Here is a 25943-nt window from a genome sequence, read left to right as displayed (position 1 = left end):
TTCTCAGAGCCGGCCGAAAAACCTTCTCTACGGCAAACCATAACTAGGTTTTGAGCCCCAATGCGTAGCGGGGCCTCTGCCCGTAGCGTCCTGCAGTGCCTCAAAGCCGCTTTCACCTCAAGCAAGGCGGGGCTATCTCCCGGATAGCGAAAGTCCACAGCGTAATCGGTCAGGTCATCCACATATTTAGAGTAAGCCGACCAGAGAGGTTCGACTGCCACGCAAGCATTAAGCAATTGGAGAAAGTCACGGGGAATGAGGTGTCGTATGCGCACCGACATCCTCTCGCCACGCTCGCGGGTGCGCGGCATGATTATCAACAAATCCACGCCAGAGCGCTCAGAGCAACCGAGGCAGTTCCCTGGCGCCGATTGTCCTGTCCGAACACCGCAAACCATAATTTTACCCAACACGGCCAATGAAATACTTGGTAATTGTTCAGGTGACGTGGTAGGGCGGTGCTGCGGCGCTGCCCTAGCGGAGCTGAATGGTTACAATATTTGATTCGACTGAGCGTGGGCGTGTTCGCAGAATGCCGGCGTGAAATTCAAGTCATCAATGCAGCCATGATTGTTCCGCAGCCATTCCAGTACCAGGGTAGCAAGCGGGCGTTGGCTGCGCTAATCCTCCAGTATCTTCCCCAAGAAACAACGCGGCTGGTTGAGCCGTTCTGCGGGTCTGCGGCGCTCTCCATTGCCACGGCGGCGCGCGGACGGGCGAAGGAGTTCTGGTTGAACGATTTTAACGCGCCGCTGGCGGGGTTGCTGTCTCTGATCGTCAACAGCCCAAGAGAGCTTGGGAAGTTTTATACTGAACTCTGGCGCGCCGATCACACGGATGCGCTGGAACATTATTATCAGGTGCGCGAGTCCTTTAACAGGACCCAGGATGCGCGGTTGCTTTTGTATCTGCTGGCGCGGTGCGTGAAGGGAGCGGTGCGCTACAACTCTGACGGACTGTTCAATCAAAGCCCCGATAAGCGTCGGCTGGGAACGCAGCCGGAAACAATGAAGGCAAGCCTCAATGCTATTTCGACCTTGTTGCGCGGAAAAACAATCGTCACGTCAGTGAGCTACGAAAATGTGCTGGCAAATTTGCGCGACGACGATGTCGTCTATATGGACCCGCCGTATCAAGGAGTTTGCGGGGAGCGTGATTCACGATATTTCTCCGGGATTTCGTTTGATGCTTTTGTGGCGCAACTGGCGGCGCTGAATCTGAAAAGCATTCGATATTTGGTGAGCTACGACGGGCGGTTGGGAAATCGCACTTATGGCAAGCCGTTGCCCGATAAATTGGACTTGACGTTGGTGGAAATTGAGGCTGGACGATCTTCGCAGGCAACGTTGCTTGGGCGGGATGAAGTGACCATAGAATCTTTGTATCTTTCATCCAACCTGGCTGTAGACCTGGGAGTTCAGCCCGCGATACACCGCCGCCGTCACGGCGAGCAAATGCAATTGATGGAAACAGCCGCTCATTATGGCAAAGCCAAAATATCCAAAAGAGTTTCTTGAACTTTGCGCGTCCGTTACTGGCAAACGGCCGAAGACAGTGATCGACCACATTCTGAAATATGGTCACATCACCACGGAGCAGTTGAAAACCAAATATGGCTACGATCATCCTCCGCGCGCGGCGCGCGACGTGCGTGAATTAGGCATCCAACTGGAAACTTTTCGGGTCGTCGCCGCCAATGGACGCAAGATCGCGGCCTACCGTTTTTCCGACCCGACGAAGAAACCGTTCAGGAGGTTCTGTGGCCGCACTGGTCTTTCGAAAAAGATTAAGGAGCAATTGATCAAGGAATACGGCTGTCAGTGTTTTATTTATCTCGAACACATGCCGGAAGCCGACTTGCAAATTGACCATCGTGTGCCGTACGAAGTGGCCAGAGAAGATGAAGAACTCAAGACCGCAGACTTCATGTTGCTCTGTGGCTCTGCCAATCGTGCGAAATCATGGTCGTGCGAACATTGCGAGAATTGGAAACAAATCAAGGACAGGACCATTTGTCTGTCATGCTATTGGGCGTACCCTGAAGAATACACCCATGTGGCCATGCGGCAAATCCGGCGAGTTGACCTTGTGTGGCAGGGCCAGGAAGTTGTGCAATATGACAAGCTGAAAAACGATGCCACGGAATCCGGTTTGGAAATTCCCCGGTTCGTCAAAGAGATTCTCGCGAAGTCGCTGAAATGAACGGTGAAAATCACTTTTCCAAAACGTTCACGAGGGTTCTCTGTCCCCTGCTGGACGCGCTGAATACGAAAGCTATATCAACGCAGTGGATTTAATCTCTGTGCTCCAGGCGAAAGCCCGTGCTTGGCTGGAGGAGCGTGGCCATCCTTATGGATGCGGCACTGCGCGTTCCTAGCGCTTTAAATCCTCTCACCAAACAATGCGGTTCCTATCCGGATAATCGTCGCCCCTTCTTCTATCGCCACTTCAAAATCGCCCGTCATCCCCATGCTCAAGTGGGGCAAAGGAGCACCCAGGATTTGCTCGCATTGCTCCTTTAACCCGCGCAACTTGCCAAACACCGGGCGCACTCGGTCCGGGTTGGCTGCCCATGGAGGGACGGTCATCAACCCATGAAGTTCCAGGCGTGGCAGGGTGTTGAGCTTGTCGAAGTCCTCGAGCAACTGAGCGGGCTTGTAGCCGAATTTGCTCGCCTCGCCGACGATGTTGACTTCGAGCAAAATCGGCAACCGTTTCGCCGCCTGCTCCGCCCGTTTATTGAGTTCCTCCGCCAGATGCAAACTGTCCACGCTCTGGACCATCTCAAACAGCCCCACCGCGTCTCGGCACTTATTGGTCTGCAAATGGCCAATCATGTGCCAGCGCAATCGGCTGGGGCACAGGGGAATCTTTGCCCTGGCTTCCTGGACCTTATTCTCACCAAACAGAGACAGGCCGAGCCGGGCCGCCTCGTTAACCGCGTCGGGTGAGTGGCCCTTGGTCACGGCCAATAAGGAGACTGAATCCGCAGAACGTCCCACCCGGGCGCAGGCGGCGGCTATCCGTTCCTTGACAACGTTGAGGTTTGCAGCCAAATCCATGCTGGCACCATAAAGAGAATTCCTGGATAGACAATATCGCATATCCCATTCACGCTTTACTGCCATGAATTATTGGATGGTGAAACAGGAGCCGGAGGCTTACTCCTGGGCGATGTTCGTCAAAGAAAGGCGAGCGGCCTGGACTGGTGTGCGCAATTTTCAGGCGCGTAATCACCTGCGCGCGATGAAAAAGGGCGATCAGGTTCTTTTCTATCACAGCGTGACCGATAAGCAGGTTATGGGAATCGCCCGCGTCGAAACCGAGGCATACCCCGATCCCACCGCAAAGGAAGGGGATTGGTCGTGTGTGGATTTGGCGCCTGTCAGGAGCCTGTCCCAGCCCGTTCCCCTTGCAACGATAAAGAACGACAAGCGGCTCAGGGATATTCCTTTGGTCCGCCAGGGGCGGCTCTCGGTCATGCCGCTGTCCCGTGCTGAATTCGAGCGGATCGTTGAGCTGGGCTAAGCGCCTGTCAAATGACACCTCCCGAGGCGGTCATCTTCGATATGGACGGGGTGATCGTGAACAGCGAACCACACCACGAGAAGGCTTTTCTGCAGGTCGTGCGGGAACTCGGCTACGGGGACAACCACGGCTTACGATTCACCGATTATGTGGGCAGGTCGGACCAGGAGCTTTGGATTGATTTTGTCGCTAAGAATAAACCCGCTCACAGTCTCGAAGAGCTGCTGCTCAGAAAACGGCGGCTGGTGGTCGAGATCATCCGCCGGGAACAACCGCTCTTCGAGGGGTTGCCGGCCCTGGTCGAGCAGCTCTCGCGGAAATACCGTCTGGCCGTCGCTTCCGGGTCGGACCGTGCAGTAGTCGATGAGGTCCTTGCCCTGAAAAACCTGCGCCGTTGCTTTGGCGCTATCATCACGTCCGCTGAGGTTGAGCGTGGCAAACCTGCGCCCGATATTTTCCTGCGCGCCGCCGAGTTGCTGGCTGTCGCGCCCCGTGACTGCTGGGTGATCGAGGATTCTAAACCGGGCGTCTGTGCCGGTTTAGCTGCCGGCATGCGGGTCATTGCCATCACCAATACGCATCCAGCCGCTGAATTGGCCCAGGCCACTTGTGTCGTCAAGACGTATGCCGAGATTGAGCGGCTTTTGCTGGTTCCGGCCCGACAAGCGATTACAACGCGCGCTTAGAAATCGAGATCGCATCCGCGAGCGCAGCTACCGTTTTTTGCAGTTGTGCGCGCGTCATACAGTAAGGGGGCATCAGGACCACCACATCGCCCACTGGCCGGGTGAGGACGCCTCGCTTCGCCATGGTCTCGCACACGCGAATTGCCGCCCGTTCACCCGGCTGGAACGGCTGCCGCGTTCGCCAATCTTTAACCAACTCGACACCGGCAATCAGACCTGTCTGGCGAATGTCACCCACATTGGGCAGCGCCCAGAGGTCTTTGAGTTCTTCGGCCAATGCACGTTCCAACCGCATGGCCGAACTGGCGCAACCCGGGCTCTCAAGCAGGTCGAGATTCGCCAGCGCCGCCGCCGCCCCGAGTTGGTTTCCGGTAAAGCTGTGCCCGTGGAAGAACGTTTTAAATTCTTCATACTCGCCCAGAAACGCATCAAACACTCCCTGCGTCGCTAGAGTTGCGGCCATCGGCAGGTAACCTCCCGTTAGGCCCTTGGCCATCGCGAGAAAATCTGGACGCACGCCCTCTTTGCAGGTTGCAAACAGAATAGGCTCTGGCCGGCTTGCAAGGTGGCGCAATTCAGGCCTGATGCCATGCGGCTGCAGGTCCGACCGATTGCCTCCTGTCGCCGGCGTTTGGGCGCCAAAACCGGTGCGCCCAAAACCGGTCATCACCTCGTCGGCTATCAGCAATGCGCCATGGCTCCGGGCGATTTGCGCCGCGCGGCCCAACCAGCCTTCCGGCTGGGGGATCATTCCGGCGGCCCCCTGCATGAGCGGCTCGAACACAAAACCGGCGTAGGGTGCGCCTTTCTTTTTGCGGATGGCAACCTTGCGTTCGAGTTGGTCCAGACATTCCCAATGGCACTGGCGGTAGAGCCGGGCGTCGGCCCGCTCCGGTTTGGCGCGATTAAAAGGGCAGCGATAGCAGTAAGGCGCCATCGTATAATCGGTTTTAAAGAGAAGCCGCGAGTAGGCCTTGTGAAACCGATCGATATGGCCCAAAGAAACCGCTCCGATAGTATCGCCGTGGTACCCGCCTCCCAGGGAGAGGAATCGAGGGTTCTTGTTGCCGTGGGTGCGCCGGGCAATCTCATAAGCCAGCTTGAGGGCAACCTCGATTGCCGTCGAGCCATCATCGGAAAAGAAAACCTTGGCTAGCCTTCGAGGCGCGGGCGCCGCGTACCGTCTCCCCTTTCCCGACGGCCCTTGCTTCGCGTTGGCCGCCCGGACCAAGCGCCCTGCTAAAAGCGAGGCCGGCTGGTTGGCAAGGCCCAAGGCGGAGCTGTGGGCGATGTTCCTTAGCTGCTGCGCCAGGGCTTTATTGATTTTCGGATGATTGTGCCCATGAAGGTTTGTCCAAATCGAACTATTCGCATCCAGGTACTGGCGGCCATGCGCATCTTGGAGCAGTGCCCCGCGGCCTTTTGTGATGAGGATGGGCTCGCGTTTGAGCCAGTCCCGCATCTGGGTAAAAGGATGCCAGATAAAACGATGATCGAGCTTAGCCAGGGGATGCATCGACAGGTTGTGCGAGCAGGAAGGAATTCGGAATCAATTGCAGCTCCCGAAGGACCTCGGCCAGCACGTGGATGTCTGCGTTGGTATGGGCGGCAGTCAATGTCAGGCGCAGACGCGCTGAACCTCGCGGCACGGTGGGATAGCGAATCGCCGGAATCAAAATCCCGGCATCAAGCGACAAAGCGGCCACTTCCACCGCTCTTGATTCGCTGCCAATGATAATGGGCACGATTGCGCTGCGGTCTGTGCAACTTTCAACATTCGGCTTTCCCACGGCTCGCGCCGCTGCCAACTCGGCCACCCGCCTCCATAAAATCTGACGCCGATGCTCGCCGGCCTCGGATTGAACGAAACGAACTCCGGCGGTGGCGGCTGCAGCCGCAGCCGGCGCCGGCGCCGTGGAAAAAATGAAAGACCGCGCCCGATTGATCAGATAATCAATCAAAACTCGCGACCCGCAGATATAGCCGCCCGCCGCGCCCATCGCTTTGCCCAATGTCCCCATTTGAATCTCGATGCGCTCCGCCACATCGTATTCTTCAGCTAATCCGCGCCGCTTGGGCCCATAAAGGCCCGTCGCATGGGCCTCGTCCACCATCAACCATGCGCCGTATTTGTCTTTCAACTCAATGATTTGAGCCAGAGGCGCATGATCGCCTTCCATGCTGAATACACTCTCAGTTGCCACAAGGATTCGCGCCGGCTCCTTTTCAGAGCCCGTCGCGTTCACACCACGGTTCCGCGCCCACTTGAGGATATCCTCCAAACAACCCAAATCGTTGTGGGAAAAAATCCGGAGCTTGGCCCCACAGAGCCTGGCGGCATCGACAATCGACGCGTGGACCAGCTTATCCAAGACCAGGACATCCTCTTTGCCGAGCAAGGCGCAAATTGTTCCAATGGCCGCCGCATAGCCGGTCGAGAAGCTCAGGGCAGCCTGGGTGCCTTTGAATTGGGCCAGGGCCTCTTCCAGCTCATGATGCGGCGTGAGCGAGCCGCAGATTAGCCGCGAAGCCCCTGCACCGGCTCCAAAACGACGAACCGCCTCAATCGCTGCATCCGCAATGGACGGCTCATTGGCCAGCCCCAGGTAATCATTCGAGGAAAAATTCAGCAGAGTCTTTCCTTCGCTCTCGACCCGTGCTGACTGTGGCGAAGTAATCCGTCGCAATTCCCGGTGCAGCCCCTTGCCTCGAAGCGCAGCCAGTCGCCGTCCGAGTTCCTGGTCAAGAGCGCTCATCGCAAGCTCGCAAGCCGATTGGCAGATTGGCCGGCCTGGCCGCCCAACCCTTTGCTCACTCCAGCGGGTGCAATGGTCCACCGGCCCCCAATCATCGCCGCAATGAGTGGTCCCGTGTGTTGCAGCACCGTTTCATAAACGTCTGAAGACCCGCGCGAAACCGGCAGGGCTATCCAATCCGCAAAAGCCCCCTGCCTTAGCTCACCAAGTTTGCCTGGCTTTCCCAGCGCGCGCGCCCCATTCCGCGTCGCCATCTCCAGAATCTTTCGCGGCGGCAGGAAAGGCGCGCTATTGGACAATACCCGCATTTCGTCAAAAAGATTCAGCTCGACTGCTTGATTGCGCCTTTTGCAGACACTGGCCAGGCTGTCGGTCCCCAGGCAGATGTTCACACCCGCCCGCAGCAGGCGTTTGAGCGGGAACAGGCCGTGCCGAAAGTAAAAATGGCTTCGAGGACAATGCACGACGCTGACTCCGCGCCGTTGCAGCAGCGCAACATCCTTCGGCGCGAGATAATTGACGTGCGCCGCCAGCAGATTGCTTCCCAAGAGGCCGCAGCGCTCCAGATGCTGCACCGGCGAGCCCAGCCCGCAATCCGACATGTCTCGGCCACTGCGACGCAGCCACTCAAACATGTCCCCCGCGCCGTGAGCGAACATCGAGAATTCCAGCGCCGATTCGGCCACGTGACTGCAGACCAGCCGTCGCTGGCGCCGCGCCGCTTTGGCCGTCAAACGCAACAACTCCGGCAGGGTGGAATAAGGGGCGTGAGGCGAGAGTGCCGCTTCACATCGGCCTCGGGGGAGCGACTTCATTTTATCCAGGGTGTCCTGCAAAATCGAGCCGGGTTGCCGGCGGTTTGTGATGCCAAGCATCTCGAGGAACGAGATGACCCGCAGCGGCGTGCCTGTCCACACCTCAGGCAGCAGTTCCGGGAATGCCTCGATATCCCCCACGGTGGTCGTGCCAGTCCGCACCAGCATTTGCGCCCCATCGAGCCACGACTCAGTAAATTCAGAAACGCTCCAGCCCGCCTTGGTCGTCATGATCAGCTTCAACCAGTCGGTAAAGGAGCGCGGCGGCGGAAACTGGCCGGCCATCTGCGTATAATCCAAGTGACAGTGCGCGTTGATGAGGCCAGGCAACAGGATAACATCGCCCAGGTCCACGCAGCGGCCATTGCCGCTCGAACGCACCTCCGCCCAGCGCCCCACAGACGCAATCCGCCCCCAGCGGACAGCAATGGCCCCGTCCGGTATGGCCGGCCCGGAGATGGGAAGGACTGTGCGAGCCCGCAGGATCATTGTCGAATCATGAACTCAGCCGAAATGTGGAAAGCTTGGTTGGGAATTCGGCTGAACAAATTGGGAGAGGCCGCAACGGTCAAAAACCCTTTTCCTGCCGCGTCCGCTTGGTGCGCGAGGCGACCTTGTGTTTCCGTGCCTTGTACTTGCTCTGCCGTTTGCGGATTTGCTGCTCGATCTTTTTGGCCACCACGTCGATGGCCGCATACAAATCGCCCTCAACATCCTCGGCAAACAGGTCCGGCCCGGGAACCGCCAGGCGCATCGAGCAGGCAAACTGTCGTTCCGGGGCTTTGGTCTGATCGTGCTGGAGGGTGACGCGCGCATTGATGGCAAAACGGTCCAGGTGCTCCAGTTTTGTAATGCGATTGATAATGTGATCTTCGATGGCTTTGGTCAGAGTCACGTTATGCGTCGAGAGGATCAAGTTCATGATCCTATGATGCAACCGGACCGGAGTAAAATCCAGTGAAACTGTTAGGAAAACTTGAATCGCCGCTCTCTTTTCATTACATCTGCGGTCGTGCCAACTAAACTTATCGCCGTGGCCAACCAAAAGGGCGGCGTAGGCAAGACCACCACAGCGGTCAATCTGGCGGCGTGTCTCGCGGCCCTGGGACGCCGGGTGTTGCTCTTTGACCTCGATCCGCAAGCCAACGCAACCAGCGGCGTCGGCTTCGAAAAAATTGAAGGCGGCAGCGCGTATCGCGTCCTGCTCGGCGAAGGGACGCTTCAGGAGAAAATCCGCAAAACCGCCTTCGAAGGACTCGAGTTAATCCCGAGCGAAGTCGATCTATGCGGAGCGGATTTCGAACTGGCTCGCGCCGAGAACCATCTGCAGCGCCTGGCCCAGGCCATTCAGCCCGTCCTCCAGAGCGGTCAGCACGACGTGGTTCTGGTGGACTGCCCGCCTTCACTGGGTGTCCTGACGCTCAACGCCTTTGCCGCCGCCGACGGGGTGCTGGTCCCCTTGCAATGCGAGTATTACGCCTTGGAAGGCATCTCGATGCTCAACCGTATCATGAGTCAACTGCACCAAAATGGGGTGAACCAAAGACTCGAACTCACCGGCGTCGTCATGACCATGTACGATGGGCGCACCAAACTTTCCCAACAGGTCGTCAGCGAGGTTCGCGAGCATTTCGGCGAGCGGGTTTTCGAGACGCTCATTCCCCGCAGCACGCGCCTGGCCGAAGCGCCAAGTTTCGGCAAACCCATCATCCATTATGATAAGTACAGCGCCGGCTCAGCCGCTTACGAGTTGCTCGCCCAGGAATTCCTTGCCCGTCTTTTCAGCGCGCCCCAAGCAGGGTCATTGACAAATCCCGTACCCCAGGAGTCCTCGTAACCGGGCGTCTCGCCCGGTATGTGGTTAGCGACCCAGGGGCATCGGACACACCTCCGGGGTTTCGGGCGCGCGGAGCTGGAGGGCGATAAATCTCCCTGTGACCGAACCGAACAGGCCCAATCTGCATGGCTAAACAGATACCTTCGTCCGGTTAAGTGCGCGGCGGCACGCCTTCCGCGCGCGGTCAGAACCCCGGCGCTGCTTTCTCATGCGCCCGCCGCCTTCAAGCTTCTGGGTTGCGCAAGGGGCCTCTGATTCATAATGCTTCCGGATGCTGAGATTGGGAGTCAATATCGATCACGTCGCCACCGTGCGCGAGGCCCGCTATCGCGGGAGTGACCGGGGGGAACCCGACCCAGTGGCTGCGGCCCTGGCGTGCGAAGCGGCGGGTGCCCACGGGATTACCGCACATTTGCGCGAGGACCGGCGCCACATCCAGGACCGGGATATTTGGAAACTCCGTGAGATAATCAAAACCCGGCTGAACCTCGAAATGGCAATCTCAGAGGAAATCCTCGGAATCGCTTTGAGGCTCAAACCGGATATCGTTTGCCTGGTGCCGGAGCGGCGCCAGGAAGTCACTACCGAAGGCGGCCTGGAGGTGGCCGGCAATCTGACGGCCGTGAGCGAGGCGCGCAAAAAATTGAACGACCGAGCCATTGAGGTCAGCTTGTTCATCGCGCCCGACCCGCCCCAGATCGAAGCCGCCGCCCGGACCGGCAGCCAGTTCATCGAACTGCATACCGGGGCTTTTGCCGAGGCCTTCGAGACGGAGCCTGAGCGCGAGCGGGAATTGCAGCGCCTCATCCAAGGCGCCCAACAGGCCCGCGCTCTGGGCTTGAAGGTGAATGCCGGCCATGGCCTGAATTACCAAAACCTTCCCTTGCTCCATCGCGTCCCCCATTTGGTCGAACTGAACATCGGCCATAGCATCGTGAGCCGCTCTATCCTCGTTGGGCTGGAAACCGCTGTGAGAGAAATGTTGCGGCTCATGGAGGGATACTCCGCTTGAGGCGCAACGCCAAGAATGGCCAAAAACCCCATGATCCTCGGCGTAGGCATCGACATCATTGAGGTGAGCCGTATCGAGGCCTCTTACAAAAAATTCGGCGAGCGGTTCCTCAACCGAATCCTCCATCCTCAGGAAATCAGTTACTGCCTGTCGCACCGCGCGCCGGGGCCGTTTCTCGCCGGACGATTTGCCGCCAAGGAGGCCATCTCGAAGGCCTTCGGCACCGGCATTGGGGCGCAGCTTGCCTGGCGGGACATGGAAGTAGCCCGCAAGCAGACAGGCGAGCCATTTGTCATCTTGCACGAAGGCGGCCAGGCCCTCTTGCAGGCGCGCGGGGCCCAGGCAGTGCTCATCAGCATCAGCCACACGCAGGTCCACGCCACCGCCGTAGCTATCCTGGAAGGCCTTTAGCGCTTTGTTGTAGGAGCCGACGTGAGGAGGCTCTGATTCATGGAGAAGCCATTTGAAATTTAAGCCTCCTCACGTGGACTCCTGCAATTTTAAGACGCTTAGACATACCGGCAAGCTGTGCTATTCTTTTGGCATGAGCAATGTCAACATGAAGGGATTGGCAGGCGCGCTGCTCACCTCTCTGGCGCTAAGCGGTTGCTCGCGCGCAGGCCCTATTACATCGAGCACAGCGCCCATTGCTTCAATTCCGCCAAGCCATGCCGTTATGACTAATTTCCAAAAACCGTCTCAAACGGAGCTGCAAAAGGAACTCACCCCGATGCAATACGCGGTCACGCAGCAGTCCCACACCGAACCCCCGTTTGGCAATGAATACTGGGACAATAAAAAACCGGGCATCTATGTGGATATTGTGTCGGGCAAACCGTTGTTCAGCTCGCTGGACAAATTTGATTCCGGGTGCGGCTGGCCCAGCTTTACCCAGCCGGTGGCTCAGAACGAAATCGTCGAGCACCACGATAGCTCCCTCGGCGTGCAGCGCACTGAAGTCCGTTCCAAAACCGCCGATTCACACCTGGGCCATGTGTTCGAAGATGGCCCAGGGCCGACTCATCTGCGCTACTGCATTAACTCCGCCTCGCTGAGATTCATTCCACTCGACCAGATGGAAAAGCTGGGCTACGGCGATTTTCTCGAGCCATTCATCAAAGCCGGGCTTTACAAGCTGGCCGCAAAGCCGGCAAGCGAGACAGCCAAACAATAACCAGTCATGCTCGTGGTGCATGTCCAAGTCCGTGTCAAGCCGGACACGGTCGAGGCCTTTAAGCACGCTTCAATGCTCAATGCCCGCGAGAGTGTAAAGGAGCCGGGCATCGCTCGCTTTGATGTCGTGCAGCAACAGGAGGACCCGACCCGGTTTGTTCTGATCGAGGCATACCGCGATGCCGGCGCGCCTGCCGCCCACAAAGAAACTCCCCATTACAAGGCCTGGCGCGATGCGGTCGCCCCTATGATGGCCGAGCCGCGGTCGAGCGTGAAATACCAAAACACTTTTCCGGCCGACCCGGACTGGTGACGGACCGGTTCGCACGGTCCGCTTGCCATATATGTCCTTCGAATTCGCAACCGCTGCGCGAATTGTTTTCGGAGCAAGGCGCTTGGAGGAGGCCGGCTCGTTTGCCAAAGCTTGGGGGCACCGGGCGCTGATCGTCACCGGCCAAAATCCCCTTCGCGCCAAGCGTTTGATGGCACTGCTGGCAGACAGCGGCGTCAGCTCGGTTCCATTTGCAATCGAGGGAGAACCAAAAGTCTCGACGGTCCAGATGGGAGTATCCAAGGCCAAAGAGGCGGAATGCGAGCTGGTCATCAGCATGGGCGGCGGCAGCGCGATTGATGCCGGCAAAGCCGTGGCCGCGATGCTCACCAATGAGGGCGAGTTGCTCGATTATCTCGAAGTGATTGGCCGAGGCCAAACTCAGACTCGCCCCTCGGCCCCGTTCATGGCCATTCCAACGACAGCCGGGACCGGTTCGGAGGTTACCCGCAACGCGGTGCTCAGCGCGCCGGAACATCGCCTCAAGGTGAGTATGCGCAGCCAATGGATGCTGCCCGGTCTCGCGTTAGTGGACCCCGAACTCACTCACGGTCTGCCACCCGCAATGACTGCCAGCACCGGCCTGGATGCCCTCACGCAACTTATCGAGCCATACGTCTCAAGTCGCGCCAACCCGCTGACGGACCCCATCTGCGTCGAGGGGATGGGCCGCGTAGCGCGTTCGTTGCGTCCCGCGTTCAATGACGGGCACAATCCCGCCGCTCGCCATGACATGGCGGTTGCGAGCCTGTTTGGCGGCTTAGCTCTCGCCAATGCCGGCCTGGGGGCTGTTCATGGATTGGCGGGCCCAATCGGCGGCATGTTCCCGGCGCCCCATGGGGCGGTTTGCGCTGCGCTGTTGCCTCACGTATTTGAAATGAACCTCCGCGCATTGCGTCAACGACAGCCCGCTTGCGAGGCAGTCAACCGATTCGAAACCGTCGCCCGGCTCTTGACGGGAAAACCCGCAGCCAAAGCCGAACAAGGCTCCGATTGGCTGCGCGAACTGGTAAATGACCTGCGAATACCTGGTCTGAGCGCCTATGGCCTCTCGCCGGCGCACACAAGTGAGGTGGTCTCCAAAGCCGCCAAAGCCAGCAGCATGAAAGCCAACCCCCTTGTGCTCACCCCGGAAGAACTCAGCGAGGCGCTCGAACACGCACTGTGAATCCCCCTCTTTGTAGGTAGGGAGATGACGCGGCAGTTTCCATCGGATTGGCTTGATCCATGACCCCAAACCGGGTGAGATCGTTGAGTTTATGAGAATTGTTTCGATTCTGACTATCGCCTTGGGCTTGCACCTGGCCAGCCTGTTCACCGCCGCCGCTCAAGCCCAAGAGGACGGCCTCGATACGGCCAAAAAGGCTTCCGATACCTTTATTTCCCTTTGGTGCAGTCCTTACACCAACGGATTGCTTTCCCAATTAATCAAAGGCAGTTGGTACAAACCGGAGGAAGCCGACGACATCGCGACCCAGACCGAGAGCGAGCGTCAGAAGCTCACCACGGCCCAGGACCGTACCGACGGCGACCACCTGGCTGTTCCTTACGAATTTCTGGGTTCCAAAAGACTCGGGTTGAGCACCGCCAAATTGGTTTATCTCGAAAAATACAAACGCAACATCATCCCGTGGACCTTCGCGTTTTACAAAGCGCGTCAGGACTGGAAGATCGCAGCCATTCAGGAAGGCGACTTGGCCAAGGATGACGTCCTATCCATGGCCGTGGACGCCTCCACGAACGCCGAACAGCCGCTGAAAATTGCAGACAGTTTTATGAAAGAACTCACCAGCGGCAACGAAAGCAATGCCTGGAGCGCGCTCGTGCTCACCTACTGGGCCAAACCCCAGGACGCAGCTTCAACGGCTGAACGAATTGCCTCAACCTATCGCAGTAAACGCGCCCTGGCCGAGTTGAACCTTGGCAATCAACTGCCGGGCAGCTTCGAGCGGCTGTCCGTCAAACGCATTGGCCGTAGCCTCCTGAATATCGTTTATGTGGAAAGGCATGTGTGGGGTTGTTTGCCCCTTAAACTGATGTTTTACAAGCCGCAGAACGATTGGAAGCTTTGCGAGGCCGGCTTCGCCGATGCGGTCTCTACGGAAGAAGTGCGCGAGTCGATGGCGGTAAGCCCCGCCGACCCGGCCCATCTCGTTATCGGAGGGACGAGTTCCGCAAGGCCCTGATCCTCGCTACCTGTTCTCGGGCTCTGATCGGCGCGCGCGCGGCCTCTGTTCCACGCTGCCGTCGCAATGAATGACGCCGCCGTGAATGGGGCACACAGCCAGGACTTGGTCCGGATGGCTTTCATTCACATTGCTTCCAGTCCTGAGTTGGTAACTCACGTTGATCGACTGCAAATTATGCCAGGTAAACGCCCGCTGCTTCGTTCTATCCCCGGGGCAAACCAATATAAAGGGGCTGCTTAATTCATTCGAAAGAACCGAGAAATGCACTGCGGCATTCCGGTCGAAACCATCCGGCCCAGGCGAGCACAGTTCCAAGGTGCCCCCGCTATTCGTACTGACATTGAAAGGATACTGGCCGTTATGGTCCAAAGCCCACGTTTTGAACGCCAGCCCGATTTGTTTCATCTGGTTGGCGCACTGGATGGATTGCGCCCGTTCTTTGGCTCGTGAAAGGGCGGGCAGAAATAAAGCTACCAGAATAAACGTCATAAAAAACCCAACGTAGCCCAATACGAATCCCGCGACCGCCAAACCGGAGCCCCCGTAGGTTTGGGGCGAACGCCGCGCGCGAGAATAGGCGATATGGCCGCAGATAATGGCCGGTATCCCTGTGACGAAACCAAAACAAACCAGCGAAAGAATACCAAGGATCAGGCTCGTAATCGCAAGCCCCGAGGCTTGCCCAACCGCAGGGGCTTGCGCCCCGCCAGCCACCGTCGCGGACGCCGAACTCGCAGTAAAAATGGTCTGAAGTTCCGGAATCCCCCAGGCCGTTATCCATTCTCCACCGCCTTCTTCCCTGACTCGGCTCTGGGCGTTGACCCGGCCTTGCGACACCCAGGCCTTCAATTGGTCCAACCCTATCGGCCCGTATTCTTTCCCGTCCGCTCCAATGACTTTATACATGGTTCTCCTCTCCCGCTTTTGAGGATTAGAATAGCGCCAACCCGCCCCAGCCGTCAATCAAAAGTGTCTAACGCGACTCGTCTCCAATCCATTAAACCCATCAGGTCGGTAAATGGGAGGAAGTCACGAAAATGAGCGGAGCGATCAAGGGGATATAATACATTCACATACCCTGTTGAAAAAACTGTTTCACTGGCTTTTCCGGCCAGTTGAAACTAACCTCTTGCGGCAGGTTTATTTGTAAGAAAGGCATGGAAACAGGAACCTCAGAGCCGCCACCGCCAAGCTTGGCAAAACGGGTGCTGGTCGGACGCAACCCGCGAAATACGCTGGTCCGGGCGGTTGTCTGGGTGGTAGTTCTGGTCATTATCGCCAAATTCGTTCTGGTGCCCATTCGGGTCCAGGGAATCAGCATGCTGCCGACTTTCCCCAGCAAAGGGATTAAATTCATCAACTGTTGCGCTTACCTGTTCCATCCCCCGCAGCGTGGCGACATCGTGGCCATTGAGACTACCGGGCGCCATGTGATGTTGTGCAAGCGCATCATCGGTTTGCCGGGCGAAACCATCGCATTCCACGAGGGCCGCGTGCTGATCAACGGGGAACCGCTCTCCGAACCCTATGTGAAATTTCCCTGCAACTGGGAACAGCCGTCCGAATTGATTGGGCCGGACGAATACTATGTCGTAGGCGATAATCGAAGCATGGACTTCTTCCAACACGATCAGGGCCGGGCCGACCGGCACAAGATCGTGGGCAAGGTGGTTCCATGACGCGCTGGCTCCTGCGCGCCGGCCTGCTCGCCCTCCTGATTCTCCTGGGAGTCTGGGGCTACCACTTCTTCTTCCCGACGCCGCAAGATGCCATCCGCCGGCAGTTGACAGCGCTGGCAAAAACGGCCTCCATCGCGCCCAATGAATCACGTTTCGCGCGGGCGGCCAACGCCATGAAACTGATCGGGTTCTTTTCTCCAGACGTGCAAATCAAGGTGGATATCCCCGGAAGCTCGCCGCGCACTTTTGACGGTCTGGACGACGTCCGCACAGCGGCTTTGGCGGCGGGCAACACCCTCTCCAGTCTTTCGGTTGAATTTCTCGATGTGAATGTCGAGGTCGCCCCCGATAAGCAATCGGCCATTGCGCAGCTTACTGCCAAAGCCGTCATCCCCGGACAGACCACCCCCGAAATCCAGGAACTCAAGATCGCACTCAAGAAAAATGGCCGTGACTGGCTGGTAACCCGCGCCGAGACCATGCGGACACTGCGTTGACAACGCGCAGGAAGCGGCAGATTAAAGGAGTAGTTCATGTTTGGGGTTCGTCAGCAAAATCGAATTGCCGGCCATCCCATCGTCCTCGTTCTCATCCTCGAAAGTCCTGAAAAATCGAGGGGAGGACGAGAAGAAGAGGGAACCGATCATTTTCAACGCGCCCTGAGGTTCAACATTTACGCTGCCCGGGCATCCAAAAAGGCCTTGAGTTCCGCTGCGGCTTTGCCGCCAAAACCTGGGATTCGGCTAATCTGCTCGACTGTCGCCAAACGAATGCGCTGAACTGAACCGAATTTCTTGAGGAGGGCGGCTTTGCGTTGTTGACCGATATTGGGGAACTCGTCGAGGATACTTTCGGAGATTTTTTTCAGGCGCAACGCGGCGTTGTATGTATTGGCGAAGCGATGGGATTCGTCGCGCACGCGCTGCAACAGTTTCAACGCCCCGCTGTCATGGGAAAGCCGAAGCGCCTCTTTCTGGCCTGGGCGATAGATTTCTTCGAATTCCTTGGCAAGCCCGATGACGGGGATATGAGTCAAACCGAGTCTTTCGAGTTCGGCCAGCGCGGCGCTGAGCTGGCCTTTGCCGCCGTCAATCAGGATGAGGTCGGGCAAAGCGGGCTTCGGTTTGGTTGCGGCATTTGAGGTTTCAGTTTTTGAGGTGTCCGGCGGCTTCGAGGGCTCAAGGACTTGCGATGCGGTTTGGTCGGGGGCGCCTTCTGGTTTTGGGGATGTCTCCTTTAAAATGCGGGTGTATCTGCGCCGGACCACCTCGGCGATGGAGGCGAAATCGTCCTGGCCTTCGACGGTTTTGATCCGGAACCGCCGGTAATTGACGCGGTCTGGCCGGCCGAGCCGGAAGCTGACCAAGGAGGCGACTTTAAAGGTACCACTGATATTGGAGATATCGAAGCCTTCGATGCGCACCGGGGGCGAGGGCAAACCGAGAGCCTGGGCGAGTTGGGCCAGGTCGCGATCCGCGTCGAGGGCCAGGGGCAGGCTGTAGGGGATGCGCGCGAAGCGGTTGACTTTGCCGGTGGTGCGGCGCAAATCGCGCAGGAGATCGCGCAGGTCGGCGGCGCGTTCGTAATCCTGCGCCGCAGCGGCCTTTTTCATTTGCTCTTCGAGTTGTTGTTGCATCTCCTGGCATTGGCCTTCGAGGAAATCGGACGCCGCGCGCACCTGTTCGAGATACTGATCGCGGGAGACGTTGCCAATGCAGGGAGCGGTGCAGTACTTCAAATGCGCGTAGAGGCAATGCCGGTAGTCCCGCTCGTTGGGGGTCAGGGGACGGCAGCCGCGCAAATGGAATTGGCGGCGGACCAGCGCGAGGGTGCTGCGGAGCGCGCCGGAGTTGGGGAACGGACCGAAGTAGCGGGCGCCGTCATCCTGCTTGAGCCGGGTGAGGGTGAAGCGAGGGATGGGGTCGTTGAGGTTCACTTTGAGCAGGAGAAAGCGTTTATCATCGCGGAAACTGACGTTGTAGCGTGGATGAAATTCCTTGATGAGCTTGCCTTCCAGCAGGAGCGCCTCGGGTTCGCTGCGGACCACGTGAAAATCAAAATCCTGAATGGCCTCCACCAGCGCCTGGAATTTCAGGTCCCACCCCATCCGCCGCGAGGGATGAAAGTACTGGCTGACGCGCTTGCGCAGGTCCCTGGCCTTGCCGACATAAATGACGGTGCCGAACCGGTCGCGCATGAGATAGATGCCCGGTTTGTGGGGGAGGGTGCCCACCTTGCTGCGGATGTTGTCGGCCACTGACATGCCATTTATATTCTACAGGCCAACCTGCGTGGGTGGCAAGGGGGCGGGGAAGGAGGAAGGATGAGGGATGAAGGAATGAACCGAACAGGAACCAGGAAATCAGGTTTTCATTTTGTGAAATATCTGTACCTTTGCGCCCATGACTTTACTGGAGCAGGCGATTGATGAAGCGGTGGGCACTCTCAAAGCGCTGACTGTCCTGGAAGAACCGTTAGGGCGGGCGGCGGACATGGTGGCGCGCTGCCTGACGACGGGGCACAAGCTGCTGGTCTGCGGCAACGGGGGGAGCGCTTCAGACGCCACACATCTGGCCACGGAGTTCCTGTGCCGTTATCGCGAGGACCGCCGCCCCTATCCCGCCGTGTCGCTGACGGCCAATGGCGAGTACATGACAGCCGTGTGCAATGATTATGATGCCAGCGAAATCTTCGCCCGGCAGGTCTGGGGCCTGGGCCAGAAAGGCGACCTGCTCGTTGCCTTTTCAACCAGCGGCAAATCACGGAATGTGGCGCGCGCGATTGAGGAGGCCCGGCGCATGGGGCTGGAAAGCATCTGTTTTCTCGGGCGCGACGGCGGGTTCACCAAAGGGATGGCCACTCTCGACCTCGTGGCCCCCGGCGCTTCCACCGCCCGGATTCAGGAAGCGCACAAGCTCCTTTTCCACGTGCTCTGCGAGAGGGTCGAGCAGAGTCTGCCTTCGTGACCTTTCATTATGGCTTACCAGGAAAAACAACTGCAGGAGATTTCGAAAAAGTTCCAAATCTACGGCGAAATCCTCCACGCCGAAACGTTGAAGATTGGGCACATTAACGAGACGTACACCGCCACATACGATCAGGGCGGCACGCGGGTGCGTTACATTCATCAGAAGATTAACAAGAGTGTGTTCAAAAACCCGGCATCGGTGATGAAGAATGTGATGCGGGTCACCACGCATCTGCGCAAGAAGCTGGAAAGCCGCAACGCGCGCGATCTCACCCGGCGCTCGTTGGTGGTTATCCCCACCCGGGATGGGAAGTCCTTTTTCCAGAACGGCGGGAGCGAGGTGTGGCGGACGTTTGTTTTTGTGGAAGGGGTTGAGACATACGAAGCGGTGCAGTCGCCTCAGCAGGCTTACCAGGCGGGCCGGGCCTTCGGCGAGTTTCAGCATTCGCTGGTCGATTTGCCCGGGGAACGGCTGTTTGAGACGATCCCCAATTTCCACCATACCCGCAAGCGCTTCGGCGCGCTCCAGCAAGCCATCCAAAACGACCACTACAACCGCGCCAAAGACGCCCAGGCAGAAATCCGGTTTGCGCTGAACCACGAACCGGTGGTCGATGTGATTTTAAACGCCATGGCCAAGGGGCGCATCCCGGAGCGGATTACGCATAATGACACCAAGTTCAACAATGTGATGCTCGACGTGTTGACCGGCGAGGCCATGTGCATCGTGGACCTGGATACCGTCATGCCTGGATGCGCTTTGTATGATTTTGGCGACATGGTCCGCACGACCACCAGCCCAACTCTCGAAGACGAACTGGACCTGTCGAAGGTCAAAATGCAAATGCCGATGTTCAAGAAGCTGGCTGAGGGCTATCTCTCAACCGCCGGCCAATTCCTCACCAAGGCCGAGAAATCGCACATCGCGTTTTCCGGCAAGCTGATCACCTTCGAGATTGGTTTGCGGTTCCTGACGGATTTCCTCAGCGGGGACACTTATTTCCGCATCCATCGGCCAGCCCACAATCTCGACCGCTGCCGGACGCAATTCAAACTGGTTGAGTCGATCGAACGGCACGAAGAGGCAATGCAAAATTACGCGGACCGGCTTTAAGCGCGATTGGGGCACCTGAATGAAAATTAAAATCGTTCCCGGTTCGGTAACGACTCCGAAAGGGTTCATGGCCTCCGGCGTATTTTGCGATATCAAGCGCCTGGGCACCGGGAAAGGCTCAGACAAAGGACACAAGCGGGACCTCGCCCTCATTGTTTCGGAGGCGCCCGCCGCCCTCGCCGGCATGTTCACCACCAACCAGGTCTGCGCCGCCCCGGTCAAGCTGTGCCTGGCGCGCATCGGCCAAGGCCGCGCCCGCGCCATCGTCGTCAACTCCGGCAATGCCAATGCCTGCACCGGCAAGCAGGGAATGCAAGACGCCCTCGATATGGCCGCCTTTGCTGAACAAGCCCTGGACTTGCCGCGCGGTTCGGCATTGGTCGGTTCCACGGGCCGAATTGGTGTGCCATTGCCGATGGACAATGTGCGGGCTGGGATTATCGAAGCCGCCGTTGAACTGGGCTCCTCTGCGGCTCACGCGGCGCAGGCTGCCGAAGCCATCATGACCAGCGATACGCGGGCCAAACAAATCGCAGTCGAGTTCAAATTGTCGGGCCGGACCGTCCGCCTTGGGGGCATTTGCAAAGGGGCCGGTATGATCCAGCCGGGGATGAGCGCCAACGCGGCGCGGCCTGCGGCCCGCCCGCTGCATGCCACCATGCTTTGCTTCTTAACAACCGATGCGGCCATCCAATCCGCCGCGTTGCGAGCCACATTGCGCGAGGCGGTGGCATTGAGCTTCAATCGCATTACAGTCGATGGAGACATGAGCACCAATGACACGGTGCTCGTGCTTGCAAATGGCCTGGCAGGAAATCCGCCCGTCAGAATCAACGCAAAAGGGCGAGCCAAAGCGCCGGGGCCCGCGCGGTCCCTGTTTCAGGCTGCGCTCAACCAGGTTTGTCTCGAATTGGCCAAGATGATCGTGCGCGATGGCGAAGGCGTTTCGCGGTTCGTCACCGTGCGCGTCCGTGGCGCCCGGAGCGCAGCCGAGGCGGACGCGGCGGCGCGAGCGGTGGCCAATAGCGCCCTGGTAAAGACAAGCTGGCATGGAGGCGACCCGAACTGGGGGCGCATCATCGACGCCCTCGGCTATAGCCGCGCCAAAGTCATCGAGGAGAAAGTCGATATCGGCTACAGCGCCCCGGGAGCGCCCCGGATTGTTTGGAGCCTCAAACAAGGCCAGCCCACCCGGACGAGCTTTGAAGCCCTTTGCGCCGCTGTGGCTGGGAAGGAATTTGACCTGCACATAAACCTCAATATCGGGCCGGCTGGCGCCCTCATGTACGCCGCCGACCTGACCGAGGAATACGTCGAATTCAATAAAGGCGACGTCAATGACCCGGCCTCGTTGGGCGGGTGATGGGGACAAAAAGCAAGGCGCAGTCAGCGGAGACTGCGCCTAAAACAGAAAGGCTCTAAACTACGGTGTTAGCTTTACACGCTGCCGTGGCTGGTGCAATCCAGTGCAGACCTGGAAATCAGGCCGGGGTTTCACCGGGGAATCATCTTTCGAACCTCATCCCATCTTCTTCTTTGCTTCCTCGGGCACCTCGACTTTTGTGGAACCGACATTTTTAATTTCAACTGTAGTCGTGCGGTCCACGTCGCGGTCATTGCCATTGAAACTGACCGTTCCCTTCACATGCACGGCGTACTTCGAGAGCAAACCATCCTTGACCCAGAATTTCGCTGTCCCTTTGGCGCCGCTAATCTCGGGCCCATTTCCGCCGCGTCCGCCGAAGCGCAATTGTGATTTAGCGCCCTCTTCGTTCAGGTCTCCCGAATAAACGTCGCCGTCCTGTTTCAGGTCGGTGGTGTTGGCCAGCAGGTCCTGGACTTGGGTGGCCGGTCCTTTGAAATTTTGCAAACGCCGCGCCATGAACATTGCCGGGCCGCGGTCTCCGCCCGCTGCGTCGGCCATCGACACCCAGCCGTCCTCGGTTTTAATGGCGCCTTTGTTCCCCGTTTTAACCGCCTCGATGGTATTGTCCCGCATCGTCATGGACATCCAGACGGCGCCGCCCTTCTCAATTTTGCCCTCCGCTGAGGCAGGGCCGAAGCCGCCGCCATTGGCATTCTCCATCGTTTGTTTCCAGCTATAGTTGTCCTGGTCTGCGAGCTTTTTAGCTGCGTTGGTGACGTCGTCCTTGGGTTCAGCGGCCATGAGAGAGCTGGCGACCAAGGCCAATGAGCTGATAAGTATGCATGTTTTCATAAAGGTGGGGTTTGTCTTCGTTTATTGAAGGTATGCTAAACGGATAACCGTTACAGACGCATAAAGGCTAACCATGAACCCTGGCCCCTGGCAAGAGGAAAAGCCCGTAGGACGGGGTCCCTGCCTGCATTCCCCGGTTCAAGGGTTCTTTAGCTGAGGTTTTAGGCGCGCCACTCGGGCTTGCGTTCTGGCTTTGCCTGGGCCAAGGCCCGGCGGACACCCTCAGCATCAAAATCTGCCGCGTAAACGGGCGTTCCCGGTTGCTGACGCCAGGATTCGTCCAGTCCACCTGCGTCCACGGGGTCAAAGCCGATGTCGTTGACCAGCTTCATCACTGTTTCTTTGGCTTTGGCATCGTCGCCAGCGACAGGCAGGGCAATTCGACCCGGAGTTCCTGGAGGTTTGCCTCGATTCGCCAGGTGTTCGGCGTAAATATTATTGAACACCTTAATGACCGGGCGGCCCAGTTGTTGTTCCACCCAGCGGCTTTCAACTAATCCATTCTCAATGCCCTCGATTTTCCTATCCCGTTGTCGCGGGTAGTAATTGCCGGTATCAATAACAATCAGGTTGGCAGGCGCGTCTTTGAACAGTCCCCGCGGGAGGTCCGGAATTCTGCCTTCCGGAATGGTGACGACCACCAAGTCGCGCCCGCGTGGCGCCTCATCGACCGTCACAGCTTTAGCGCCGGTCTCCTTTGCAAAATCGGCAAGGGTTGCAGGGCCTCGCGAGTTGGCCATTACCACATCGTGTCCCAAACGGGTGAAATGACGGATGAGAGCCCTGCCAATGTTCCCCGCTCCAATGATTCCAATTTTCACTTTTTCATTCATACCTGTTACCCTTCACAACAAATGAACCACCAACCTTCGGAAAAGCTCGTTTAGGCAACCACATTTCACAAGCCCCCCGAGCCCATTTGCTCTCATTTCAGGCTTGCCTTTTGCCGCAACGCCCCGGACATTGCACGTCCTATTTATGCAAGCAAAAGCAGCACAATTGCCACTCTCGGACAGGTTATTGGGGTGGTTCGAAACGAATAAGAAAGCAGCCCTTTGGGGTGGGGCAGCGATCATTTTGGCTGGGCTGGTGATTGGTTTTTTTAACTGGCAACATGAACAAAAGGAATTAGCCGCCAGTGAGGCCCTATCGCGGGTGGCCTCCGGGCAGCTTGGCCAGGCGCAGCGTTCCGATATGGCCCAGGCCTACTTGAAAGTCGAGGCCACTTATCCCAATTCTTCCGCTGCTGCGCGCGCCTCGCTGTTGGCCGCCGGGAGCTTCTTCGTCGCGGGCAACTATTCTGAAGCGCAGGCAGAGTTCGAGCGTTTTATCCGGGATTATCACGACAACCCTTTGTTGGGTGAGGCGCAATTAGGGGTGGCGACTTGCCTTGACGCTGAAGGCAAAACCGACCCGGCCATCGCGGCCTACAAGGACCTTATCGCGCGGCACACGGGGGAGGCCTTTATTCCGCAGGCTAAGTTCTCCCTGGCACGCCTGTACATGGCGCAGAATAAACCCGACCAGGCCCGCGACCTCCTGGAAGAAGTCGAGCGGACAGACCCCTTTTACGGCCCCGAAGCCGGCATGCGAATCGAGGAGATCAATGCGAAATTCCCCAAAGCCGCTTCACCTGCGGCCAGCTTGACTGCCCCCGTGTCGCCTGCGGTTGGCATTCCGCCCATATCGGGTTCAAACGTTCCCGCGCGCTCGGAGACCAAATAATTGATGAAGTTGACCATCATCGGGACTGGCTACGTCGGTCTGGTGACCGGCGCCTGCTTTGCAGAGGTGGGTCATCGGGTCATCTGTGTCGATAACGATGCGGCCAAAGTTCAGGTCCTTCAGGCCGGGGGCATTCCCATCTACGAGCCGGGTCTTAAGGAATTAGTGGCTCGCAATGCCGGTTGCGGGCGTTTGACCTTTACCAACAGCACGTCCGATGGCGTTGATAGCTCGGACGTCATCTTCATCGCAGTCCCAACACCGCCCCAGGCGGACGGGTCTGTCGATTTGAGTTTCATTGAGAAAGTGGCGCGCGAAATAGCCGCTTCGATGACCGGCTATAAGATCGTCGTGGATAAAAGCACGGTGCCGGTTCAAACCGGCGACAAGGTGGCTGAAACCATCAAGCGCTATTGCAAGGCCAAGGTCGATTTCGATGTGGTCAGCAACCCCGAGTTTCTGCGGGAAGGTTTTGCCGTCGAGGACCTGATGAAGCCGGACCGGATCGTCGTTGGGGTTCGCTCCCAGCGGCCTGTCCCAGCAATGAGGGAGATTTACGCGCCCTTTAAAGCGCCAGTGATTGTGACGGACATCAACTCCGCCGAACTCATCAAGCATGCCTCCAATTCGTTCCTGGCCCTGAAGATTTCGTACATCAACGCCATTTCAGTCCTCTGTGAAGCCACGGGGGCCAACGTTCAGGAGGTCGCCAATGGCATGGGCATGGACGACCGCATCGGGCGGCGGTTCTTGAATGCGTCCCTTGGGTTCGGCGGGAGCTGTTTTCCCAAGGACCTGAGCGCCTTTGTTAAAATCGCCGAGCAGGTCGGCTACAATTTCGGGCTGCTCAAAGAGGTCCAGACGATTAACGCCGAGCAGATGAACCGGTTCATTAAAAAGATCAGCGATACACTTTGGGTGCTGAAAGATAAGCGGATTGGCGTGCTCGGCCTGGCTTTTAAGCAAAACACCGACGACGTGCGGATGTCGCCCGCCATTGAGTTATGCCAACGGCTCCAAAAGGAAGGCGCCCTCCTGCGCGTCCATGATCCCAAGGCTATGGACAAAGCCAGGCTGCTCCTTAAGGACGTGGCCTTTGTCCAAGACATGAACGAGGTGGCCGATGGCTGTGATGCCCTGGTGGTGGCCACCGAATGGGAGGAATTCAAAAAGCTGGACCTGGACCATGCCCGCAAGGCCCTCACACATCCCATTATGTTCGATGGTCGCAATCTGTTCGACCCTGCGGAAATGGAGCGCCTTGGGTTTATCTATAAGAGCATCGGACGCTGAACTTTGGAGTGCGGCGGCAAGCGAAGCGCGACGCCGCTTTGGAACTGGCCGCGTGCCGGCAAAAGCACCGTCGATGCTGCCCTTTGCCGGCGCACTCCAAAAGAGCCGGCATCCGCTGTGATTTGCATGATTGACGTTGCAGCCGGTTTAATCTTTCACGAAAGCCGCCTTTTGATTACCCAGCGTTTTTCCGGGGCTCACCTGGGGGACCTGTGGGAGTTTCCGGGCGGCAAGCGAGAGCCGGGAGAAAGTTTCGAGGATTGTTTGGTGCGCGAGCTGCGTGAGGAGCTGGGCATCGAGGTGGCAGTGGGCAGATTGGTCGAGGACATTATGCATGCGTATGCTGAAAAGACGGTGCGCCTGCGCTTTTATTGCTGTGCGTTGCGGGGGCAGGAGCCGCAGCCCCTTGGCTGCCAGGCGATGAAGTGGATTCGTGCAGCCGAATTCGCCGACTACAGATTTCCTGCAGCCGATGGCCGTTTGCTGGAAAAGCTAAGGCAGGATATGGGGCTCTGGAAGTGACGAGGACATCCGCGTTCATGGGGGAAAGGGACGGTGAGAAGCCAACCGCTAATCTTTGGTAATTGAACGGACCTTTCTTGGAAAATGCCATCATTGC

General features: G+C 58.1%; 28 protein-coding genes. 19 read left to right on the top strand and 9 right to left on the bottom strand.

The annotated features are described in order from the left end of the window. Positions 1-458 precede the first annotated feature (458 nt). Both VG146_16265 and VG146_16260 read left to right on the top strand, forming a co-directional pair. Entirely contained in the window at positions 459-1517 is a 1059-nt protein-coding gene (locus tag VG146_16265; protein HEV2393908.1) for a Dam family site-specific DNA-(adenine-N6)-methyltransferase, read from the top strand. Then, positions 1483-2202 carry an HNH endonuclease gene (locus VG146_16260; GenBank protein HEV2393907.1) on the top strand — a complete coding sequence of 240 codons (720 nt, stop codon included), beginning with the start codon at positions 1483-1485 and terminating at the stop codon, positions 2200-2202. The genes VG146_16265 and VG146_16260 overlap by 35 nt, the downstream gene beginning before the upstream one ends. 179 nt (positions 2203-2381) lie before the next feature. Here VG146_16260 and VG146_16255 read toward each other — a convergent pair whose 3' ends face one another. Next, entirely contained in the window at positions 2382-3062 is a 681-nt protein-coding gene (locus VG146_16255) for a YggS family pyridoxal phosphate-dependent enzyme (protein HEV2393906.1), read from the bottom strand. Between the two features lie 64 nt (positions 3063-3126). Between VG146_16255 and VG146_16250 the strand changes: the two genes are divergently transcribed. Both VG146_16250 and VG146_16245 read left to right on the top strand, forming a co-directional pair. After that, a complete protein-coding gene (locus tag VG146_16250; protein HEV2393905.1) occupies positions 3127-3528 on the top strand; it encodes an EVE domain-containing protein in 402 nt (133 codons plus the stop codon). An 11-nt stretch (positions 3529-3539) separates the two neighbouring features. Continuing rightward, positions 3540-4214 carry an HAD family phosphatase gene (locus VG146_16245; protein HEV2393904.1) on the top strand — a complete coding sequence of 225 codons (675 nt, stop codon included), beginning with the start codon at positions 3540-3542 and terminating at the stop codon, positions 4212-4214. Here the strand turns inward: VG146_16245 and VG146_16240 are convergent. The 4 genes from VG146_16240 to raiA all read right to left on the bottom strand — a co-directional run bounded on the left by VG146_16240 (position 4198) and on the right by raiA (position 8707). Then, positions 4198-5730, bottom strand: a complete 1533-nt coding sequence (locus VG146_16240) for an aminotransferase class III-fold pyridoxal phosphate-dependent enzyme (GenBank protein HEV2393903.1) — start codon at positions 5728-5730, stop codon at positions 4198-4200. The genes VG146_16245 and VG146_16240 overlap by 17 nt on opposite strands. Then, positions 5714-6970: an 8-amino-7-oxononanoate synthase gene (locus tag VG146_16235; protein ID HEV2393902.1), complete on the bottom strand. Its 1257-nt coding sequence runs from the start codon at positions 6968-6970 to the stop codon at positions 5714-5716. The genes VG146_16240 and VG146_16235 overlap by 17 nt, the downstream gene beginning before the upstream one ends. Next, positions 6967-8274, bottom strand: coding sequence for an amidohydrolase family protein (locus tag VG146_16230; GenBank protein HEV2393901.1), 1308 nt, complete (start codon positions 8272-8274; stop codon positions 6967-6969). The genes VG146_16235 and VG146_16230 overlap by 4 nt, the downstream gene beginning before the upstream one ends. 79 nt (positions 8275-8353) lie before the next feature. Next, positions 8354-8707, bottom strand: a complete 354-nt coding sequence (gene raiA, locus VG146_16225) for a ribosome-associated translation inhibitor RaiA (protein ID HEV2393900.1) — start codon at positions 8705-8707, stop codon at positions 8354-8356. Positions 8708-8797: 90 nt separating this feature from the next. On the opposite strand from raiA, the gene VG146_16220 reads away from it, so the two are divergent. The 7 genes from VG146_16220 to VG146_16190 all read left to right on the top strand — a co-directional run bounded on the left by VG146_16220 (position 8798) and on the right by VG146_16190 (position 14324). Then, the gene (locus tag VG146_16220; GenBank protein ID HEV2393899.1) at positions 8798-9622 is read left to right on the top strand and encodes a ParA family protein; all 825 of its coding nucleotides are present in this window, start codon (positions 8798-8800) and stop codon (positions 9620-9622) included. A 271-nt stretch (positions 9623-9893) separates the two neighbouring features. After that, a complete protein-coding gene (locus VG146_16215; GenBank protein ID HEV2393898.1) occupies positions 9894-10634 on the top strand; it encodes a pyridoxine 5'-phosphate synthase in 741 nt (246 codons plus the stop codon). A 30-nt stretch (positions 10635-10664) separates the two neighbouring features. Further along, positions 10665-11045, top strand: a complete 381-nt coding sequence (gene acpS / locus VG146_16210; protein HEV2393897.1) for a holo-ACP synthase — start codon at positions 10665-10667, stop codon at positions 11043-11045. Between the two features lie 133 nt (positions 11046-11178). Continuing rightward, positions 11179-11808, top strand: a complete 630-nt coding sequence (gene msrB / locus VG146_16205) for a peptide-methionine (R)-S-oxide reductase MsrB (protein HEV2393896.1) — start codon at positions 11179-11181, stop codon at positions 11806-11808. Between the two features lie 6 nt (positions 11809-11814). After that, positions 11815-12120 carry an antibiotic biosynthesis monooxygenase gene (locus VG146_16200; GenBank protein HEV2393895.1) on the top strand — a complete coding sequence of 102 codons (306 nt, stop codon included), beginning with the start codon at positions 11815-11817 and terminating at the stop codon, positions 12118-12120. A gap of 31 nt (positions 12121-12151) precedes the next feature. Further along, positions 12152-13306: an iron-containing alcohol dehydrogenase gene (locus VG146_16195; GenBank protein HEV2393894.1), complete on the top strand. Its 1155-nt coding sequence runs from the start codon at positions 12152-12154 to the stop codon at positions 13304-13306. Positions 13307-13397: 91 nt separating this feature from the next. Next, a complete protein-coding gene (locus VG146_16190) occupies positions 13398-14324 on the top strand; it encodes a hypothetical protein (protein ID HEV2393893.1) in 927 nt (308 codons plus the stop codon). 6 nt (positions 14325-14330) lie between these two features. Here the strand turns inward: VG146_16190 and VG146_16185 are convergent, their stop codons facing one another. Next, positions 14331-15233 carry a DUF4190 domain-containing protein gene (locus tag VG146_16185; protein HEV2393892.1) on the bottom strand — a complete coding sequence of 301 codons (903 nt, stop codon included), beginning with the start codon at positions 15231-15233 and terminating at the stop codon, positions 14331-14333. Positions 15234-15484: 251 nt separating this feature from the next. Between VG146_16185 and lepB the strand changes: the two genes are divergently transcribed. Together lepB and VG146_16175 are read left to right on the top strand one after the other, a co-directional pair. Beyond that, complete coding sequence (gene lepB / locus VG146_16180; GenBank protein ID HEV2393891.1) at positions 15485-16006, top strand: signal peptidase I; 522 nt, start codon at positions 15485-15487, stop codon at positions 16004-16006. After that, entirely contained in the window at positions 16003-16503 is a 501-nt protein-coding gene (locus VG146_16175) for a hypothetical protein (protein HEV2393890.1), read from the top strand. The genes lepB and VG146_16175 overlap by 4 nt, the downstream gene beginning before the upstream one ends. A 176-nt stretch (positions 16504-16679) precedes the next feature. Here the strand turns inward: VG146_16175 and VG146_16170 are convergent, their stop codons facing one another. After that, complete coding sequence (locus tag VG146_16170) at positions 16680-18269, bottom strand: excinuclease ABC subunit UvrC (protein HEV2393889.1); 1590 nt, start codon at positions 18267-18269, stop codon at positions 16680-16682. Positions 18270-18408: 139 nt separating this feature from the next. Between VG146_16170 and VG146_16165 the strand changes: the two genes are divergently transcribed. The 3 genes from VG146_16165 to argJ are packed head-to-tail and all read left to right on the top strand — an operon-like array spanning position 18409 to position 21451. Further along, positions 18409-18972, top strand: a complete 564-nt coding sequence (locus tag VG146_16165) for an SIS domain-containing protein (GenBank protein HEV2393888.1) — start codon at positions 18409-18411, stop codon at positions 18970-18972. A 9-nt stretch (positions 18973-18981) separates the two neighbouring features. After that, the gene (locus VG146_16160) at positions 18982-20088 is read left to right on the top strand and encodes an aminoglycoside phosphotransferase family protein (protein HEV2393887.1); all 1107 of its coding nucleotides are present in this window, start codon (positions 18982-18984) and stop codon (positions 20086-20088) included. Positions 20089-20107: 19 nt separating this feature from the next. Further along, positions 20108-21451 carry a bifunctional glutamate N-acetyltransferase/amino-acid acetyltransferase ArgJ gene (gene argJ / locus VG146_16155; protein ID HEV2393886.1) on the top strand — a complete coding sequence of 448 codons (1344 nt, stop codon included), beginning with the start codon at positions 20108-20110 and terminating at the stop codon, positions 21449-21451. A gap of 156 nt (positions 21452-21607) precedes the next feature. On the opposite strand, the gene VG146_16150 is transcribed toward argJ, so the two are convergent. Continuing rightward, positions 21608-22306, bottom strand: coding sequence for a hypothetical protein (locus tag VG146_16150; GenBank protein ID HEV2393885.1), 699 nt, complete (start codon positions 22304-22306; stop codon positions 21608-21610). Positions 22307-22467: 161 nt separating this feature from the next. After that, positions 22468-23127, bottom strand: a complete 660-nt coding sequence (locus VG146_16145) for an NAD(P)-binding domain-containing protein (GenBank protein HEV2393884.1) — start codon at positions 23125-23127, stop codon at positions 22468-22470. 157 nt (positions 23128-23284) lie between these two features. On the opposite strand from VG146_16145, the gene VG146_16140 reads away from it, so the two are divergent. From VG146_16140 to mutT, 3 genes are all read left to right on the top strand, one after another. Continuing rightward, positions 23285-24031 carry a tetratricopeptide repeat protein gene (locus tag VG146_16140; protein HEV2393883.1) on the top strand — a complete coding sequence of 249 codons (747 nt, stop codon included), beginning with the start codon at positions 23285-23287 and terminating at the stop codon, positions 24029-24031. 3 nt (positions 24032-24034) lie between these two features. Beyond that, positions 24035-25324, top strand: a complete 1290-nt coding sequence (locus VG146_16135; GenBank protein HEV2393882.1) for a UDP-glucose/GDP-mannose dehydrogenase family protein — start codon at positions 24035-24037, stop codon at positions 25322-25324. A gap of 126 nt (positions 25325-25450) precedes the next feature. Next, positions 25451-25846, top strand: coding sequence for an 8-oxo-dGTP diphosphatase MutT (gene mutT / locus VG146_16130; GenBank protein ID HEV2393881.1), 396 nt, complete (start codon positions 25451-25453; stop codon positions 25844-25846). The last annotated feature ends 97 nt before the right edge of the window (positions 25847-25943 follow it).

This window comes from Verrucomicrobiia bacterium, assembly GCA_035946615.1.
Classification (GTDB): Bacteria; Verrucomicrobiota; Verrucomicrobiia; order Limisphaerales; family UBA8199; genus DASYZB01.
The sequence above is the reverse complement of the archived record's forward strand: the minus strand, read 5'-3'. Positions and strand labels throughout refer to the sequence as shown.